Origin of the sequence: Enterococcus sp. DIV1059_2 (genome assembly GCF_051713685.1) — a bacterium.
GTDB classification, from domain to species: domain Bacteria; phylum Bacillota; class Bacilli; order Lactobacillales; family Enterococcaceae; genus Enterococcus_D; species Enterococcus_D casseliflavus.
Genome location: NZ_JBIOQK010000001.1, coordinates 324,468 through 342,827, shown reverse-complemented (window position 1 = coordinate 342,827; position 18,360 = coordinate 324,468). Strand labels below are relative to the sequence as shown.

Annotated in this window: 16 protein-coding genes; 4 read left to right on the top strand and 12 right to left on the bottom strand. The window is 43.2% G+C overall.

Going from position 1 to position 18,360, the window contains the following annotated elements:
* Positions 1–192: 192 nt before the first annotated feature.
* From IGI72_RS01660 to IGI72_RS01630, 7 genes are all read right to left on the bottom strand, one after another.
* Complete coding sequence (locus tag IGI72_RS01660) at positions 193–2,487, bottom strand: glycoside hydrolase family 65 protein (protein ID WP_438752801.1); 2,295 nt, start codon at positions 2,485–2,487, stop codon at positions 193–195.
* A 13-nt stretch (positions 2,488–2,500) separates the two neighbouring features.
* Entirely contained in the window at positions 2,501–3,514 is a 1,014-nt protein-coding gene (locus tag IGI72_RS01655) for a LacI family DNA-binding transcriptional regulator (protein WP_016609209.1), read from the bottom strand.
* Positions 3,515–3,733: 219 nt separating this feature from the next.
* Positions 3,734–4,381: a DUF624 domain-containing protein gene (locus IGI72_RS01650; RefSeq protein WP_087626795.1), complete on the bottom strand. Its 648-nt coding sequence runs from the start codon at positions 4,379–4,381 to the stop codon at positions 3,734–3,736.
* 62 nt (positions 4,382–4,443) lie between these two features.
* On the bottom strand, positions 4,444–6,009 hold the full coding sequence (locus IGI72_RS01645) for a sugar ABC transporter substrate-binding protein (protein WP_438752798.1): 1,566 nt from the start codon (positions 6,007–6,009) through the stop codon (positions 4,444–4,446).
* 11 nt (positions 6,010–6,020) lie between these two features.
* Positions 6,021–6,908, bottom strand: coding sequence for a carbohydrate ABC transporter permease (locus tag IGI72_RS01640; protein ID WP_005232446.1), 888 nt, complete (start codon positions 6,906–6,908; stop codon positions 6,021–6,023).
* 9 nt (positions 6,909–6,917) lie between these two features.
* Positions 6,918–7,877: an ABC transporter permease gene (locus IGI72_RS01635; RefSeq protein ID WP_087626793.1), complete on the bottom strand. Its 960-nt coding sequence runs from the start codon at positions 7,875–7,877 to the stop codon at positions 6,918–6,920.
* 314 nt (positions 7,878–8,191) lie between these two features.
* Positions 8,192–9,553 (bottom strand): citrate/2-methylcitrate synthase, encoded by a 1,362-nt coding sequence (locus IGI72_RS01630; protein WP_167822184.1) that lies wholly within the window; start codon positions 9,551–9,553, stop codon positions 8,192–8,194.
* Positions 9,554–9,788: 235 nt separating this feature from the next.
* Between IGI72_RS01630 and acnA the strand changes: the two genes are divergently transcribed.
* From acnA to IGI72_RS01610, 4 genes are all read left to right on the top strand, one after another.
* Positions 9,789–12,485 (top strand): aconitate hydratase AcnA, encoded by a 2,697-nt coding sequence (acnA, locus tag IGI72_RS01625; protein WP_438752794.1) that lies wholly within the window; start codon positions 9,789–9,791, stop codon positions 12,483–12,485.
* A complete protein-coding gene (gene icd, locus IGI72_RS01620) occupies positions 12,478–13,728 on the top strand; it encodes an NADP-dependent isocitrate dehydrogenase (protein WP_428206909.1) in 1,251 nt (416 codons plus the stop codon). Before acnA ends, icd begins: the two co-directional genes overlap by 8 nt.
* Positions 13,729–13,832: 104 nt before the next feature.
* A complete protein-coding gene (locus IGI72_RS01615) occupies positions 13,833–14,687 on the top strand; it encodes a helix-turn-helix domain-containing protein (protein ID WP_115231613.1) in 855 nt (284 codons plus the stop codon).
* Between the two features lie 105 nt (positions 14,688–14,792).
* A complete protein-coding gene (locus IGI72_RS01610) occupies positions 14,793–15,332 on the top strand; it encodes a biotin transporter BioY (protein WP_375806750.1) in 540 nt (179 codons plus the stop codon).
* Positions 15,333–15,423: 91 nt separating this feature from the next.
* On the opposite strand, the gene IGI72_RS01605 is transcribed toward IGI72_RS01610, so the two are convergent.
* The 5 genes from IGI72_RS01605 to IGI72_RS01585 form a co-directional block, all read right to left on the bottom strand.
* Positions 15,424–15,990 carry a nucleotidyltransferase family protein gene (locus IGI72_RS01605; RefSeq protein ID WP_005227149.1) on the bottom strand — a complete coding sequence of 189 codons (567 nt, stop codon included), beginning with the start codon at positions 15,988–15,990 and terminating at the stop codon, positions 15,424–15,426.
* Positions 15,991–16,020: 30 nt separating this feature from the next.
* Positions 16,021–16,770: a 3-oxoacyl-ACP reductase gene (locus IGI72_RS01600; protein ID WP_438752788.1), complete on the bottom strand. Its 750-nt coding sequence runs from the start codon at positions 16,768–16,770 to the stop codon at positions 16,021–16,023.
* Entirely contained in the window at positions 16,767–16,988 is a 222-nt protein-coding gene (locus IGI72_RS01595; protein ID WP_005227147.1) for a DUF2829 domain-containing protein, read from the bottom strand. The genes IGI72_RS01600 and IGI72_RS01595 overlap by 4 nt, the downstream gene beginning before the upstream one ends.
* Positions 16,989–17,073: 85 nt before the next feature.
* A complete protein-coding gene (locus tag IGI72_RS01590; protein ID WP_438755047.1) occupies positions 17,074–17,967 on the bottom strand; it encodes a metallophosphoesterase in 894 nt (297 codons plus the stop codon).
* A 1-nt stretch (position 17,968) separates the two neighbouring features.
* Positions 17,969–18,346 (bottom strand): iron-sulfur cluster biosynthesis family protein, encoded by a 378-nt coding sequence (locus IGI72_RS01585; RefSeq protein ID WP_005227145.1) that lies wholly within the window; start codon positions 18,344–18,346, stop codon positions 17,969–17,971.
* Between the last annotated feature and the right edge of the window lie 14 nt (positions 18,347–18,360).

The following is an 18,360-nucleotide window of genomic DNA, read 5'->3' as shown; positions in this document are numbered from 1 at the left end:
ATCATACAAAAAATGCAAGAAACTTTGTAATCAATTTTTGCATTCCTATATGAAAAACGAGAAAAACTTGATTTTTCGCTACTCTTCCCTATCTTTAATTACGCACAAGAAGTTCCTCTTGCTTGCAAAAAAACAAAAAACAACGGTGCTGTTCTTCACCGTTGTTTTTTATGCGAATGAGCGCTAAGAAATTCAGACGATTCTTTTCGTTGCTCGCTCAATGACGATGGGATTTTGAGTAAGCGTCAGTTTCTTTTGATAGACTTGTAGTTGAATACCACTACCCTTTATTAGCGAAATTTTGATTGCCTGATGGTTGACTGACACGTCAATCAAACATTGGTTATACGTAATTTTGAATGTATATTTTTTCCAGTCTGCTGGAATTGTGGGGGCTATTTTTATTCCTTCTCCATCAGTTCTCACGCCACCAAATCCATAGACGATATTCATCCAAGCTGCAGCAATCGAAGTCATATGCAATCCTTCACGAGTATTACGATTGAAATTATCTAAATCCATTCTAGTGGCAAATTCAAAAAAATGATAAGCTTCATTTTCCATGCCCAATTCTGCCGCCAAAATAGAATGAATCGAAGGTGACAGCGAGGATTCGTGAATCGTCCTTGGTTCATAATAATCATAGTTGATTTGCTTTTCCGCTTTCGGAAAAGATTGGTTATACAAGAACAGAAACATTAAGACATCTGGCTGTTTGATCATATTGTTACGATAGATTCGATCGTAGGACCAATGATCATAAAGCGGGAACTCTTCGACGGGAATCGAGCGGATATCCACATGAGGCAATTTGAAAAAACCATCATGTTGTTCAAACAAACCATACTCCGTTTTTAAAATAAGCATTTCTTTGCTACAAATTTGCCAGTAGCCAATCTCCTTTTCACTCAAACCATGCGCTGATAGAAGGGTACTATATCTAGTTTCGTCACTCGTTTTCAATTTTTTCAATACCTCTACAGTATAATCGAATGTTCTTTTCGCCATATAATTTGTATACGTGTTGTGATTTACCATCATCTGAAATTCATCTGGTCCCATCACCCCAAAAAAGCCAAATTCACCTTCTGGAGACCAATCACCTCTAGATGCCAAAAAGCGAGAAATTTCAATCAACATTTCGATTCCGTGTCCATACAAAAATTCAGTATCTTTTGCTACCTGCATGTAGTGCCAGATACCATAAGCAACAGCCGTGCTTGGCTGAAACTGAAGGCTGGCATGCTGCCAAAGATCGCTGGCTTCGTTCCCATTCAATGTAGCGATGGGATAACAAGCTCCTTGGCAATCAAGCTGGCGTGCTCGTTTTTTTGCTTCCGCCAAAGTATGATAGCGAAATTCTAATAAATTTTTTGCAGCATCAAGATTTGTCAATAAGTAAAAAGGAAGGCAGGAAGTTTCCGTATCCCAAAAAGCATGTCCACCGTATGCTTCACCAGTGAGCCCTTTCGCACCAATATTATGACTAGGATCTTGACCATGGTATGTTTGATGTAACTGAAAGATGCAGTAGCGAATCCCTTGTTGATTACTTGGATCACCATCGATTTGGATGTCTTCCTTAGCCCAAACATTTTGCCAATAGGTGCGACTCTTTCGTTCCATCTCATCGAAGGAAAGACTTTTTTCCAGATCGGTGAGACAATGGTGTTTTAGTTGATTTAAATCAAGTCCGGTTTTATCGGCAATATTTACCGCATTTCGGTTTACTTGAAAGTTCATCCCTTCTTCTAGTTTAACGTTAAACTTGCGGCCGATAAATTTATCCCTTTCCACAAGTTGCGTGTCGAGGGACTCAGTGGCGGATAAAGAAAAGCCAGCATAAATGGTTTGCTTGGTGCTTCTTGTTTCTGCTGCTAAAAACGCATGCCTATTTGAAGATTCTTTTTCTCGTTCCACCCAAAAATTTTGACCTTCAGATAGATGGCTCGTGGCAAAGTCAATCCCCATCAAAATTGAGATGGATGGACTACCTTCAATGACTTTTAACGAGATCTGCTGATACCCTAATGATACCGTTTCTCTATCTAGTGAACGTACAAAAGTCACCTTTAATTTGATATCCTTCTCAGGTTTCCAATAAAAACTACGAGTCAAGATACCTGTTCTAAGATCAAGTCGTCGTTGAAAAGATTCGATATCTGAATAAGCTAAATCTAGTAACACCTCACCACACCAAATTCTGGTATATAGCCAATCGACCGCATTGACCATAAAATGACTCCTCGAAATGATCCCCTTATACTTTACGCGGTTTTCCTTAGGGCTATTTTCGTAGATTCCATTGAAGTAGCTACCTAGCAATCGTTCTCCCGAATATCCTTCTTCAAAATAACCACGGATGCCCATATATTCATTTGCCAAAGAAAAGATCGATTCGGACACTTCACTTCGTTCTTTATCAAACCCTTCTTCTGAAACACTCCACGGATCAACCGTATAGTATCTATCTGCAATCTTCCCCATAACACGTTCCTTTCTAGTATGTTGTTTTTCTTACAATCAATTTCCCATTGAGTAATGTGATTTGCGGTTCATTCGAATGGTTATCAATGATATTGACCAAGGTAGTCATGGCTGCTTCCCCTTTTTTAATCTGATCTAATCTGATCGTAGTTAACGGAGGATCATTTAAAGCTGCATAACGGATATCATCAAAACTGATGATCGACAGTTTCTTTTCATAAAAAATAGCTTCTTGTTTTAATTTATGAATAAACTTGATCGCTAAGTAGTCTGCTGTAACGAGCACTGCTTGAAACTTGTCTATGCTGCTGATCATTGTTGCTTGTTGTTCTTCTGTATACTCTAATCCCTCATCAGGCTTTATACCAAAATCCTGCAAAGCCTGATGATAGCCTAGATACCTTTGTTGAATAACCGATGTCTTTGATTGATCAAATTCATAGGACAAAAAGCCGATCTTAGTCAGCCCTTTTTCAAGTAAAAAGGCAGTCGCTTCATATGCCGCTTTTTGATCATTCGTATTAATAAAAAAACTATTCGGATAGTCCGTGATTCGATTGAACACTTCATCTTCTAGATGCGTATCAATGAAAACGATTGGGACCTGGACAATCCGATTGACTTCTTCAAATAATTCTTGACTAAATCCTACTGCAATAAACCCATCAAATTTCCAATTTTTCTGTAATTCTCCAATATCATCTGTTTTGGTCACGCTATGGACGAGTGTAAAAAAGCTGTGCTCTTTCGTCACTCGCTGTATGCCATCTAGAACTTCTGTCACAAAAGGGTCCGCAAAGTCCAAATTTTTTTGATCTGAAAAATACAGTACCCCAATTAAGCGAGAAGAAGATTTGACTAACGCTCGTGCATTCATATTTGGTGAATAATTATATTTTTTTATGATCCCTTCGATCATTTCTATCTTATCTTGGGACACACGGTGCGCTTTTTTATTTATGACATTCGAGACCGTCGTCACACTGACCCCTGCTTCTTCTGCAATTTTTTTAATTGTAATCCTCATGCGCTTTGTCCTTTCGATAGTACTTGTTTTTCCTTATTATACCGCATTGTCGAGAAGCATCAATCAAAGGATAGCCAACAAGAATGGGTACCCTTTATTAGAACAATGACAATTTAAGAAAGTGGACTCTTTCCTCCTTGAGTTCTTCTTACGCTCTCTATTTTGTAGGACAAAGGGGCACAGCACATGGATCAAGGTCTCTAGCTAACTACGAACTCATCAAATTTCTTGGGGTTCAGCGATGGTTCGCTCAGTCTTTTGATACATTTTTTTTAAGAGTAGATTATTGATCAATGAAGTCATGGCGAACCCACCAAACGTATAAACGTAAATAGCAGTCAACAATCTTTCGGGACTACTCAAGCTAAAATACATCATCATACTATTAAAGAGCAACAGCAAACCCGCTTGCTTCCCATTTTGAATCGCTATCAGCAAACAGTTCTTGATACTACGCCACACACCATCTTCATATCTACCAATATAAGAAAATAGCATGACAAACAATAATAAGAGACAGACGATGAAAGGGAATAAAATGGCTAAGCCAATCACCCTAAAGACTATAGCTTGAAGGGTAAACAAATAGAAATTGAGTGAAAAGATCGTTGTAAAAAAAAGAATACCTAACCAAATAATTGTTGCTTCAAAAAAATCCCTTTTTATCGTAGAAAAGTAGTGTCGCACAAGCCCTTCTTCTTGGCCCGCCAGTATTTTTTGCCAACAAGTGTTCATGGCTGTCAAAGAGACGCCGATTGTAAGGATCGGCAGACTAGTAAGAAGAAATAAGCCATTAAGCAAGCATATATCGGTAATCCTTGTTAATCCTTTCATCAATGGCGTATCAAATCGAAACAAAGTTTTCATGTATACTCCTTTCACCTAGAATAGGAAGGCTGAAGCAGTATTTCTACTTCAGCCCGCACGATCTAATTTATAATTGCTGAGTATCGATCAAAGGCATCGTTTTGGATTCCCATAAACTCTTCGATCCCCATTGCGTTCAATTGTTCCAGATAGCTCTCCCATTCTTCTTCAATTCCGCCTTCTACTACCCATTTGGCAGCCATTTGCGAAGCATAAGAACTAATATCTACATAAAGTGCTGACAACCGAGCCAATTCTTCTTGCGAGTAAATCACATTCGGAAATGCAGGTTGGACGTATTGATTGATTTCACTATCAAGAATCAATTTCAATCCATCCCCTTGTGTTTCATCAATCGTCACACGCTCATTAAATTGATCATCCACATATTTTGGTCCAAAATCGCGCAATGAATTGATCCAAGCCCATTCATCCGCTGATTTCCCATCCTGTGGTGGTAAAACTGTATACTGGTCCCCGTTTTTCTCAACCCCAACACCAAATGAGCCATAAAAGGTTTGAATACTTGCATCATCTGTATAGAATTGATCAGCCCACTTTAAGAGCTCAGCAGGATTTTCACAACTCGTTGTTATCATAAACTCATTCCGACCGTAGTTATAATGATCTGGATCAGATATGACATAGCGTTGTCCATCTGGTCCTTTCAATGGTGGTAGTGCAACATACTCCTCAGCATGTAAGCCAAACGTTGCATCCGCCGTCCAGCCAGCAGCCACCCCTACAAGAGCGGTATCTTTATTCATTCGTTTCGCATCACTCATGGATGTATCTTGGGTAAACAATTCTGGATCAATTACCCCAGCTTGATACGCCTCACTCATCCAAGCAATGCCATCACGATAGGTTTCTTCCATGCGTAAGTAGATTGGTTTTCCATCCTTCATTGACATTTCGTACGTATTGTCAGCTCCAAGCCGATTGTTAAACGGTAAAATGAATGAGAAGGTTTCACTAAAGTTTCCGACACCATACGGAATCTCATCCGTTGCATCTCCATTTCCATTGGCGTCCTCTTCTTTAAAAGCTGTTAAGACATCAATAAAGTCTTCATAGGTATCAGGCATCTCCAAGCCAAGATTATCAAGCCATGTTTGATTGATAAATAGTTGGTTCGCAATGAGCGGACGCATTGGTAATTTTTTCGGCAAGCTATAGATATGCCCGTCTGGTGATGTAATCATTGCTTTAATTTTCGGATCTTCCGACATGATACGAGTAAGATTAGGCATGTTTTCTGCAATCAAGTCTTCTAATGGAATAAACACATCTTGGTTTTGTGCTATTTCTGCATCATTAAAGGTGATTGACCCTAAAAAGGCATCAGGCAAATCGCCCCCAGCCATCAATACAGACTTTCTCTCACCCCAATCTGCTGAAAGATGAATATCCCATTCGATTTGAATCCCCGCTTTTTCTTCTGCATCTTCTAAAAAGCCTTTTGTAAAATCATCTCCCCAGTCTGACCAGCGAACAGTGGTGATTTTAAATTGATTCGTGTCACTTCCTTGCTCCTCTACCGCCCCTTCATTTCCACAGCCAGTCATCATCCCTAAAATTCCTAAAGAACAAAACAAATACCTCCATTTAAACTGTTTCATCATCATTCCTCCATTTTTTATTCTTTCAACGCGCCGATCATGACACCTTGATTAAAATACTTTTGTAAAAACGGGTATAACATCATAATTGGTGCTGTAGATACGACAATTGCTGCATATTTCATCATGTCTGCCGTTGCTCTTAGCTCAGATGCAAGTTCTCCGGTTGCTTGTGTTTGTAGTAATTGATTACTTATTAGTAACCGTCTAAGTATCAATTGCAATGGTTGTAGATTGTCATTGGTCAAATAAATCAATGCATTGAACCATGAATTCCAAATACCAACTGCTGTCCATAAACCGATAACAGCCAATATCGCTTTTGAAAGTGGCAGTACCATACTAAAGAAATAGCGGATCGTTCCACAACCATCAATTTGAGCTGCTTCCCATAAACCAGCAGGAATACTATTGTTGAAGAATGTTCTAGCTACGATGATATTGTAACTAGATACTGCAAAAGGAATGACCATTACCCAAAACGTATCTAAGAGACCAACATTCTTGATCGTTAAGTAAGTCGGGATCAAGCCGCCCGAAACGAACATGGGAATAATAAACAATAAAGCCAGCCATTTCCTACCGTGCAAATCTTTTCTAGATAAGGCATAACCAGCGGGGATATTAACGAATAATGCGACAGCGGTTCCTACGATAGTATATAAAATGGTATTCAAGTAGCCTCGCCAGAATAAGGTCTGCTCGAATAAGCGGATATACCCATCTAATCGCCATTCATTTGGCCACAACCAAACATTCCCATTCCCGACATCCGCTGGATCACTAAAGGAAGCAATGATCACAAACCAAAGCGGATAAATGATTAGAAGGATCAACAAAATGGCTACCCCATAAACAAAGAAATCGAATATCCTTTCAGAACCAGTTTTCTTACTTTTTTTCATAATCTCCTCCTAAAACAACCCAGTTTTCGTCAAGCGTCTCGACAATGCATTCACTAAGATCAATATGATTATATTGATCACTGTATTAAATAAGCCGATAGCAGTTGAATAACTATATTGAAAGTTTATTAACCCTACTTTATAAACATATGTGGAGATAATTTCGCTTCCTGCTAAATTCAAAGCATTTTGCAACAGCAAAACTTTTTCAAACCCAACACTCAATAAACTACCTGCTCTTAATATAAGCAAGATCATTGCGGTGGGAAGAATCAGTGGTAAATCAATGTGCTTGATTTTTTGTAGTCTTGTGGCACCATCCATAGTCGCAGCTTCGTAGTAAGTGGGATCGATCGCTGATAAAGCCGCTAGATAAATAATGCTGTCCCACCCAACATGTTGCCAGACATCACTCCAAACGTATACGCTTGCAAAACTTCCTGGCTGAGAAAGCAAGGAAGGCAATTCTATGCCAACAAGCCGCATGAGGTTGACAATCAAACCATTGGTAGGTGATAGAAACAAGATCAACATCCCGCACATAACCATTGTAGAAATGAAGTGAGGTAAATAGGTGGTGACTTGGAAAAACTTCTTGAATTTTTCTACACGAATTTGATTGCAAAGAATTGCTAATGCAATTGGCAATGGAAAGCCGACAATCATACTGTAGAGGGAAATAGTTAGCGTATTTCTAAGGGTTACTCCAAATTGGAACGAATTAAAAAATTGAGAAAAATGCTTAAAACCAACCCACGGACTTCCAAAAATACCCAGTGATGGGGTGTAATCTTTAAATGCAATTACTAAACCATACATTGGAATATAAGTGAATATGACTAATAAAATCAAAGCCGGCGCTAATAAGACGTACAAAGAAAGACTATTTTTCATTTTATTCTTGTGAAAACTTGCGTTGCTTTTTTTTTGCACATGTAACCCTCCTACAAAGAAAATCATTCTTTTCATTTTTTTACGGTAGAGATAGGAAAAAAGTAACTACTCCTCCAAATAGCCATTCGTCTACTATAGAACGAATGTAAAACAATCATTGGCCACGTATCCTGATTGTTTTTTACTTAGAAGTGAATCAATTTTTTAGTCTGTCTCTTGAAGGTTTAACGTTAAACTATAAGACAAAGTTTAACGTTAAACTTATTCGTTGTCAACGCTTTCATTAATAAAAAACAACAAACTTCTTCTGAGTAATTGGATGGTCGTATAAGCACTAGGATTTTGAACAAAACAAAAACAGCAGCGAGCTTCCTCCCTGCTGTTTTGATCTATCTTGACTCTATATCGATATATTCCCGATCGTTTGACACTTCTTTGTAGGCGGGACGCATGATTTTTTGTGCGTTGACCAGCTCTTCGATCCGATGGGCGGACCAGCCGACGATCCGCGCGATAGCAAACATTGGTGTATACAGTTCTTCTGGCAGATCCAACATGTTATAAACAAACCCGCTGAAAAAGTCGATATTGGCACTGACTCCTTTGTAGATTTTGCGCTTTTCATTGATGACTTGAGGAGCAATACGTTCGACCATTGTATACAATTGATATTCTTGCCAAGCTTCTGATCCTTTTTCTTGGGCCAATTTTGCCACATAATTTTTAAAAATCGCCGCACGGGGATCGTTGTCGCTGTATACCGCGTGGCCCATGCCATAAATCAATCCTTTACGGTCAAACGCTTCTTTATCTAAGACTGCTTCCAAATAGCTGCGGATCGCCTGTTCATCGGTAAGATCAGCAACGTTGCGCTTCAAATCTCCCATCATTTCCGTCACTTTGATATTAGCACCACCGTGTTTAGGCCCTTTCAAAGAACCTAGCGCTGCAGCAATCGTTGAATAGGTATCCGTCCCACTGGAGGTAACGACTCGTGTCGTAAAGGTCGAATTATTCCCGCCGCCATGTTCCATATGCAAAACCAGTGCCATATCCAATGTTTGGGCTTCTTGGAAGCTATATTCTTTCGTTGGACGTAGCATAGTCAAAATCGTTTCAGCTGTACTCAACTCTTCGGTCGGACGGTGGATATACATACTCTCCCCTTGATTGTAATGATTGTAGGCATGATAGCCGTAGATTGCCAAGAGCGGAAAGACACTGATCAGCATCAGACTTTGTTCCAATACATTTTCAATGCTGATGTCATCTGCTTGTGGATCGTAACTTGCCAGTGTCAAGATACTGCGAGATAAGCTATTCATGATATCAGAAGAAGGTGCTTTCATAATGACGTCACGAACAAAATTGGTCGGCAATGTACGTTTTTCTGCTAATAGGCAATGAAAGGCCGCAAGTTCTGTTTTGTTTGGCAGTTCGCCGAAAAGTAATAAATATGCAATCTCTTCAAAGCCAAAGCGTTTTTCATTGACGAACCCTGCAACTAACTCGTTGATGTCAATTCCGCGATAACGCAGCTCGCCACAAGCTTCAATTGGCTTGCCAGCAATGATTTTTTCTGGATAAATGGTGGAGATCGTCGTAAGCCCTGCTAAGACCCCCGTGCCATTTAAATCCCTCAGCCCACGTTTCACATCATATTCTGAATAAAGATTCACATCTATCAAATTGTATTTCTGACATTGCGATGCAAGATAGGACAGCTTCTCTTTCTTTTCTAATCTTTCCACGGTGATGTTACCTCCAATCTTTCTACAAACTATCGACTACAATGTTATTTAACCGTATACAAACATCGTTAAAATAGTCATCCTATAAAATCGTTGCTTTTTAACAAACTTTCACACATTATAGCACGATGTTTAGAAAATGAAATATTTTTCATAAATTTAATTGATTTTTTAAATTATCAACGTATAATTATTCCTAATAAGTACGTTTATCTTCGTAAAAAGGAGGATTCTTATGAAGTGGCAATCTCAACTCACCGTCAATGATACGCAATACACGTATATTGACTTAGCGAAAATCACCCAAGACTTAGGGGCTGATTTATCTCGCTTGCCCTACTCCATTCGAGTTTTATTGGAAAGTGTTGCTCGTCATCAAGACGAGGAAATTACAGAGGATTATTTACCATTTTTAGCGAACTGGCAGGCAGAAACCCCTACTGGTGTCGTGCCATTCAAACCAGAGCGGGTCGTTTTGCAAGACTTTACTGGGGTACCCGCAGTCGTTGATTTGGCTGCCATGCGGGATGCGATGGTCGCTTTAGGCGGTGCCGCAGAAGACATCAATCCTGAGATTCCCGTCACACTCGTCGTCGACCACTCTGTGCAAGTCGATCAAGCCGGTACTCCTGGGGCGATCGCTTTTAATACGGAGCGGGAATTTGAACGCAATGCAGAACGCTATCAATTCTTGAAATGGGCGCAAGGTTCTTTCGACAATTTCGAAGTCGTACCGCCTGAAACAGGGATCATTCATCAAGTCAACATCGAATCGTTATCTGATGTAATCTTGCAAAAAACACACGAAGATCAACGACTGCTGTTTCCTGATACATTGCAAGGAACCGATTCTCACACCACGATGATCAACGGCTTGGGGGTTCTCGGTTGGGGGGTTGGCGGTATTGAAGCGGAAGCTGCGATTCTTGGCGAACCTTCTTTCTTCCCTACGCCTGAAGTCATCGGGGTGAAATTTATCAACGAGATGCCTGCAGGTACCACCGCCACCGATTTAGCACTAAAAGTAACTGAAGTGCTGCGGATCGAAAAAGTGGTCGGAAAATTTGTCGAATACTTCGGTCCTGGCTATCGTCATTTAAGTTTAGCTGATCGAGCAACGTTAGCAAACATGGCTCCCGAATATGGTGCGACTTGCGGTTTTTGTCCGATTGATCAAGAGACCTTGAACTACTTAGCAACGACCGGTCGCTCCAGCGAGCTGATCGAACTCGTTGCCGCTTACGCCAAAGCCAACCATTTCTTTTATGATGAAACGATCGTGCCGACCTATACTAAGACGATCACCATCGATCTAGCAGAAGTTCAGCCAGCATTAGCGGGCCCTAAGCGCCCGCAAGATCGGATTTTGCTTCCAGCAGTCCGTCAGGATTTTGAACAATCGGTCACGGCTGCCGTCGGTCCCAAGGGCTTTGGTCTTTCAGAGGACGAATGGCAAAAAGAAGCCAGCGTTACCTGGCCAGATGCTGCACCTGACAAATTAGTGACCGGCGATATCGTCTTGGCGGCGATCACTAGCTGTACGAATACGAGCAATCCCTTCGTCATGCTTTCGGCAGGTTTATTGGCTAAAAAAGCCATTGAAAAAGGTCTGACCGTCTCTCGTACGGTCAAAACCTCCCTTGCACCTGGCTCCCAGATCGTGACCACCTATTTGCAAAACAGTGGTTTGCTGCCGTATTTAGAGCAACTCGGCTTTTATTTGGTGGGCTACGGTTGTACCACCTGTATCGGAAATTCAGGTCCTTTAGAAGCGCAGGTCGCTGAAGCAATTGAGGCAGACAATCTACTGGTGGCATCGGTTCTGTCAGGCAATCGAAATTTTGAAGGAAGAATCCATCCACAGATCAAAGCCAATTATTTGGCTTCACCGCCATTAGTTGTTGCCTATGCCATCGCTGGCAGCATTCGCAAAGATCTCACAAAAGAACCGTTAGCTATCGTCAATGACGAGCCGGTGTATTTGTCTGATATTTGGCCTAGCAATGAAGAAGTCAATGCTTACGTTCAAGAGTACGTCGGACCAGAAGCATTTCGCGCTGCCTATGAGCATCTTTTTGATGCCAATGAACGCTGGAATGCGATCGAAACCACCACGAGCGCATGTTATGAATGGGAGGAGCAATCCACTTACATCGCTCATCCGCCCTACTTTGAAACATTGACCAAAGAGTTGCCTAAACCAGATGTCTTAGCTGATCTGAAAGTCTTGGCAAAATTGGGTGATTCCGTCACCACTGACCATATTTCTCCTGCTGGCAGCATCAGTATGGATTCTGCAGCTGGAAAATTTTTACAAGAAAAAGAAGTTCCGTATCGTGAATTCAACTCCTTTGGTTCGCGGCGCGGCAATCATCAGATTATGATGCGGGGGACTTTCGGCAACATCCGTCTGCAAAACCAGCTAGTGCCTGGCAGTACTGGCAGTGTCACGCATTATTTTCCAACTGGGGAAACCCTGTCGATATTTGACGCAGCTATGAATTACCAAAAAGCTGGTCAAAGCTGTATCATTTTAGCTGGTAAAGATTATGGCATGGGTTCTTCTCGCGACTGGGCCGCCAAAGGAACACAATTGTTAGGCGTTAAAGTCGTCTTAGCAGAAAGCTTCGAACGAATCCATCGCAGCAACTTGGTCATGATGGGGATCATTCCGCTTGAATATCTTGCTGGTGAAAGTGCCGCATCGTTTGATTTGGACGGCAGCGAAACATTCTCGATCGCTTTGCCAGAAGAGCCAGTGGTCAAGCAGCTGATCGAAGTCACTGCGCAACGGATTGACGGAGGGACTGTCTCCTTTATGACCCGCCTGCGCTTTGATGCCCCTGCAGATATTCGCTATTGGAAGCATCAAGGAATTTTACCGATGGTCATTCGAAAAAAAGCTGAATTAGGAGGAACTGCCCATGCCTAACCAAACAACCCATGAAGCAACGACGATCACCATTCCTTACATTGCAGGAGACGGCATCGGTGCCGAGATTTGGCAGGCTGCGCAACCTGTGATTGATGCCGCTGTAAATAAAGCCTATGACAATCAACGCCGCATCGAATGGCTGGAAGTTTTAGCTGGAGAAGCCGCCTTTGAACAGACGGGGGAATGGCTGCCGCAAGCAACCATCGATACGATCAAGGCTCAACAATACGCCTTAAAAGGACCGTTGACTACCCCAATTGGCGAGGGCTTTCGCTCCTTGAATGTCACCTTGCGGCAAACGCTGGATCTTTATGCCTGTGTCAGACCTGTTCGCTATTTTACAGGGGTCCCTTCGCCTTTAAAGCAGCCAGAAAAAACCGATATGGTGATCTTTCGAGAAAATACTGAAGATGTTTATGCTGGCATCGAATTTGCCAAAGACGACGACGCAACGCAGCGTCTGATTCAGACATTGCAAGCAGACTTTGCTGTCAAGGCGATTCGTTTTCCTAAAACTGCCGCTATCGGCATCAAGCCGATCTCTTTAGAAGGCAGTCAGCGCTTGATCGCTGCTGCCATTGAGTATGCGATCGCTCAAAAGCGGCCCACGGTGACCCTGGTGCATAAAGGCAATATCATGAAATTTACAGAAGGCGGCTTTAAAAACTGGGGCTATCAGCTTGCAGAGACCACATACGCCGACCAGTGTTTTACAATGAATCAATACAACAAAATCAAAGCAGAAAACGGCTCAAAGGCAGCCGAAGCCGCCCTTGCCTCGGCAAAAGCGGCTGGGAAAATCGTTGTTAACGACGTGATCGCAGACAACTTTTTACAACAGATCCTTTTGTATCCAGAAAAATTCGACGTCATTGCCACTTGTAATTTGAACGGCGACTACATTTCTGATGCACTTGCTGCACAAGTCGGCGGCATCGGGATCGCCCCCGGTGCCAATATCAACTACACTACTGGGGCAGCCATCTTTGAAGCTACCCACGGAACAGCACCGGATATCGCAGGACTTGGCAAAGCCAATCCCTGTTCGCTGCTGCTGTCAGCGTGCATGCTTTTAGAACATTTGAACTGGCCAGAAGCAGCTCAAATCCTAACACAAGCCATTGAACAAGCCTTGCAAAGTCAACACGTCACTGCCGACTTCGCGCAGTTGATGCCAGAAGCGGTCTGTTTAACGACACAAGCGTTTGGTGAACACCTCCTTCAGTTGATCCATTCGTAAACTCAAGCTGTGATTGAGTCGGCATTTGCCTGCTCAATCACAGCTTGATTGCGTTTTCACCTTTTGAGAAACTATACTTAGAGCATGAAAGGGGGAATTCATTTATGAGTGAATTCAACATGAGAAAAATCGGTCAGCAGATCGCTGCCAAACGCAAAGAAAAAAATCTGACCCAAAGCAACTTGGCCGACCAGTTACTTGTCAGCTATCAGGCGGTCAGTAATTGGGAGCGGGGCAACTCACTGCCGGACATTGAAAAATTGCCGCAGCTAGCAGCGATTTTAGACCTATCCATCGATGAGCTGTTAGGGAAGCCAGCAGCTGCGGTGCAACATTATCAAGCGGGAACCGCACAGCCAGAAGAAATCGCCGAACTAGCTCCGCTGATCAAACCGCAAGAATTGTCAGCGTTGATTCAAGAAGAACCGTTTCAAGAAACTTCTTTAGATTTAGACTTATTGCCTAGGCTAGCACCTCATTTGACCAGCGCAGACTTGCAGCACCTGCTAAATGGTGCCGAGAATATCCCAGAAGAGGTACTGGAAGAACTCCTGCCGTTTTTGAAAAAGCCCCAAGTAGAAGAGCTCCTGAAAGGCAAGCACTATTCCATGGCTTTTTGGGAAGAGGCGGCGCCCTTTTTACCCTCCAACTTTTTGGCGGGAGAAATCAAAGGCTGGCTTGAAAATCCTGACTTCCGCTTTTCTGAGATTGAAGAACTGCTGCCCTTTTTACCTGCGCCGTATCTGGATGAACTCCTGCTGACCGCCCTGGAACAGCCAAACGTTGCCGCAGCAGAACGCTTGGCTTATGATGAAATCGAAGAACTGCTGCCGTTTCTGACAGAAGCAACGATCTGCCGGCTCGTTCAAGCACTGCCCTTCTCAACAGATGAGCTGGAAGAGATCGCCCCTTTCCTCTCCTCAAAGAACTTGATTGTCCTTTTTAAAAAAGGACACTAAAAAAACAAGATTCTTCTTTACTTTTGGTAAACCACCGTTTATAATTTCGTTAACCAAATAAATTAATTTTAGGTTAACGAAATTATTATTAGAGAGAAGGATTCGATGAAATTATCATTACGTGAACAAATCCATGCCGCTTTATTTGCGATCATTATTGCTGGTCTTTCCCAACTGACGATTCCATTAGGTTTGATCCCATTGACAGGACAAACCTTTGCGATCGGGCTGGCGGTGACTTTCCTCGGCACGCGAACTGGAACGATGGCGATCGTCATCTACTTGCTGTTAGGATTGATTGGTTTGCCCGTTTTCGCTGGTTTTTCCAGTGGTGTCGGTGTTTTGTTAGGACCAACTGGTGGCTATTTAGTCGGCTTCCTCTTTAATGGATTGCTTACTGGATTGATCGTAGAAAAAACAGCGTTTCGCTACACAGGAGCAGTGATCGGCAATATTGTCGGTGCGCTGGCAACTTTGTTGTTTGGTACATTATGGCTGAAATGGAGCACGGACATGGCATGGCCGGCTGCCTTTAACGGTGGCTTTGTTCTGTTTATTATCCCTGGGATCATCAAAGCCGTTGCCGCAGCTTATCTAGGTATCTTTTTAAGAAACCGCTTGGCGCAACCATTGGCTTTACGTTAATAAAAAACACTCGCGTCATATGCAGCGATTCCCATCAGTTAGCTTTTTCGTCTAACTTCTGGAAATCGCCGCATCACGCGAGTGTTCTTTTTTATTTCTTCCCCTCTTCAATCGAGAGCTGCGGCCAAATTTTCTGCCACTGCTTCATCGCTTGGCGTTGTCGATAAACCGCAAGATACTGTTCATTTTGGGCAAAATGCGGTGTTGGACGCACCCGAAAACTGCAAATATCCTGCCAGCCAAAAGGCGCCATCAATTCAAGCTTGCCTTGATTCATTCGTGCCGCTACCGCTGTACAACGCTCTGGAAACTTCGTTAAAGCATCGAAGGTACTTGTATAAGGCGGCTCCTCGGCAAAATTATGTTGGTGCATCAACGCTTGGTTTCGAACCTCCCAAGGAAATTCGGGAAACGAGCGGCGCAGTTGCGCTTCGATCGCTGCTGTTTCTTCTATGCTTACAGTCGGATCATAAAACACGACATCAATATCGGTTATTGGCACCTCCGCTATTTTTCCACTGAGAAAACCCCATAAATAATTCCGCAGGTACCCAGCACACAGCCAGCAATCCGACAGCTGCAACGCTTCAATGATCGTAAGCAGTTGTCGACATTCACGATTTTTTGCAAACAAGTTCTGGATCGCTTGTTCCTTCATTGGCGTCCTCCTCTAATGGGCTCAGGCTAGTTATTTCAAGGTCCAACCACCGTCGATGGGCACGATCGCCCCCTGCAAGTAACTAGCTTGCGGACTGGCAAGAAAAAGAGTCAGCGCTGCAACTTCTTCTGGTTGCGCCCAACGCTTGACCGGCGTCTCTTCTGCTACCCATTGCGCCATTTTCCCGTCACCGGCAAAATCAGCCGCATTCATCGGCGTTTGAATCGCACCGGGCGCGATGCCCTTCACCGAGATCCCTTGATCTGCAACATCCAATGCCAACTGTTTGGTAAACCCGACGATCGCGTGTTTTGCGGTTGTATAGGCGATCCCGCCCCCACCTGCGACCATTCCAGCGATCGACGCCATATTGATGATCGTTCCGCCGCCGTTGGCTTGCATCAGCGGCAAAATTTCTTTCGTTAAATAAAACATGCTGGAGACATTGGTTTGAAATATCTCCTCCCACTCCATTGACGTCGTCTCAGCGATCGTATGATAGCCGTCAAGTTTTCCTGCTGTATTTAACAAGACTGTGATACCGCCAAAGTGCGTCACACAAGCTTGGACCGCTGCAAGACAATTTTCTTTCACCGCTAAGTCACAACATGTGCCGAAAAAGCGGGGCTGGGCTAAAAGCGTATCAGGAAACGATTGGCAGTCAACACCAAATACTTGAGCGCCTTCTGCAAGAAACACCTCTGCTTGCGCTTTACCGATACCTGAAGCAGCCCCTGTGACAAACACAATCGTTTTGCCATCGATCCACGCTGCCGTCATTCCACGATTTTCCAATCTTCCGCAAGAATGTCGCAAACAGTCGGTGCGAAACTCGAGAATCCCTCATCTGCTGTTTTGATCAAAAAGTAAGGGGTGACTGGGGCATTGTCGTAGACTTCGCCTTCAACGAATGTCACATAAAGTTCAAAGCCGCCCCAACCTTCACGAATGATTTTTTTGCCAGCTTTTAATTCTGGTAAGATTTCTTCAAATGTCATGATTTTTCTCCTTTGTGTGTTTCTTCTAATGGTTTAAATTGCTTGGAAAATCAATTACGAAAACAAGCAGAACTCGTTTGCTGCGCTAATACGGCAGCAGCGTGATCGCTTGCGCCAATTCCTCTAAAAGATGCGCCGTTTTATAGTCCTCAAATGCCTCATGATGGTTTCGCAGCAGCGTCCGAACTTTCGTTGGAGAATATGCTTCTGCTAAGTGATTTTCCAAAACGAAGCGTCGGGTCAACTGCCATTCATAATAGTAGCCGAAGGGACGGCAATAGTAGCTGGTTCCCGCAAGCTCTTTTTTCTCAAAGCGTCGATGGGTATGCCCAAAGACGACTGCCCGCACATTGGCGTACTGATCGATCACTGCGCCAAAATCAGGCGACCCCAAAAACGCATTTAGGTGGTTCCAGCGGGCGTACTTGCCGGTCTGCCGCACAATAAACGCTTCTTGGGGCACAAAATGCGTAGAAAGAAGAATTTCTTGGTCTTGCGGCAAATGGGCCAATGTTTCCGCTAAACGCTCATTGATGGCTTGGCTGATCTCCTTATCCGATCCCTTTCGTTGAATCATGCGGTCATACCAAAACAAATTTTTCAGCCGCGAGATCTCAGCTTCACTGGTCAGATCAGAATATTGGTAGTCATACCAGCCATTGATTCCCAACAGCTGTGTTTTTTCTGATAAGCGATACGTCTGAAAATTAAGAAAGGCGGGATCATCGAAAGCCTCGATCTCTTGTTCCGTCAAGTCCACCATTTCATGATTGCCCCAATGAAAGGTCGTTGGCACCTGTCGACTTTGAAAAAATGCGACCACGTCTAATAGCCGTTGTTTTTTATTCGCCACATCTCCTGCCAGATGCAGATGGGTCACCTGATTTTGCTGCAAATAATCAGCGATCAGCTGCAGATGGGGATCAAATAATTGGTTGATATCGACGTGCAAGTCGCTAATAACCGCCAGCGTGCCCATCTCAGCGGCCCGCCGTCTGCTTTTCGATCCGTAACAATTGGACATCGTTAGCTAAGATCCCGCTATTTCCCACCAATTGCAACCGTTGATAGGTCGGTTCCACCTGCATCCGAGTCTGTTCTTCTAAATACACCTGAGCCCCTTGCTTCAACCAAATCGTGCCTAAGGGTGTCGTTAAAGGGGTGTCGTAGATCGCCAATCCTTCTTCTGGATAGCTTTGCGGCACGATGATCAGGCGAAAATGGATGTCCAAACGGCAGGTGATCTCCGTTGCAGGAAACGGACCGACGCCGTCTTCAAAATCCAAATAGAGACGATCATCTGGCTGCACATAAGGGGTTATTTTTTCAATTGCTGCTGGCTCAATGTTCAGTTCCATGACGAGAGCCCTCC

Coding starts and splice junctions, on each gene's coding strand:
- IGI72_RS01635 (WP_087626793.1), bottom strand. CDS start 7,877: ATGAAAAGAATGATTTTCTTTGTAGGAGGGTTACATGTGCAAAAAAAA.
- IGI72_RS01645 (WP_438752798.1), bottom strand. CDS start 6,009: ATGATGATGAAACAGTTTAAATGGAGGTATTTGTTTTGTTCTTTAGGA.
- IGI72_RS01660 (WP_438752801.1), bottom strand. CDS start 2,487: ATGGGGAAGATTGCAGATAGATACTATACGGTTGATCCGTGGAGTGTT.
- icd (WP_428206909.1), top strand. CDS start 12,478: ATGCCTAACCAAACAACCCATGAAGCAACGACGATCACCATTCCTTAC.
- IGI72_RS01605 (WP_005227149.1), bottom strand. CDS start 15,990: ATGAAGGAACAAGCGATCCAGAACTTGTTTGCAAAAAATCGTGAATGT.
- IGI72_RS01615 (WP_115231613.1), top strand. CDS start 13,833: ATGAGTGAATTCAACATGAGAAAAATCGGTCAGCAGATCGCTGCCAAA.
- acnA (WP_438752794.1), top strand. CDS start 9,789: ATGAAGTGGCAATCTCAACTCACCGTCAATGATACGCAATACACGTAT.
- IGI72_RS01610 (WP_375806750.1), top strand. CDS start 14,793: ATGAAATTATCATTACGTGAACAAATCCATGCCGCTTTATTTGCGATC.
- IGI72_RS01640 (WP_005232446.1), bottom strand. CDS start 6,908: ATGAAAAAAAGTAAGAAAACTGGTTCTGAAAGGATATTCGATTTCTTT.
- IGI72_RS01585 (WP_005227145.1), bottom strand. CDS start 18,346: ATGGAACTGAACATTGAGCCAGCAGCAATTGAAAAAATAACCCCTTAT.
- IGI72_RS01655 (WP_016609209.1), bottom strand. CDS start 3,514: ATGAGGATTACAATTAAAAAAATTGCAGAAGAAGCAGGGGTCAGTGTG.
- IGI72_RS01600 (WP_438752788.1), bottom strand. CDS start 16,770: ATGACGGCAGCGTGGATCGATGGCAAAACGATTGTGTTTGTCACAGGG.
- IGI72_RS01590 (WP_438755047.1), bottom strand. CDS start 17,967: ATGGGCACGCTGGCGGTTATTAGCGACTTGCACGTCGATATCAACCAA.
- IGI72_RS01650 (WP_087626795.1), bottom strand. CDS start 4,381: ATGAAAACTTTGTTTCGATTTGATACGCCATTGATGAAAGGATTAACA.
- IGI72_RS01595 (WP_005227147.1), bottom strand. CDS start 16,988: ATGACATTTGAAGAAATCTTACCAGAATTAAAAGCTGGCAAAAAAATC.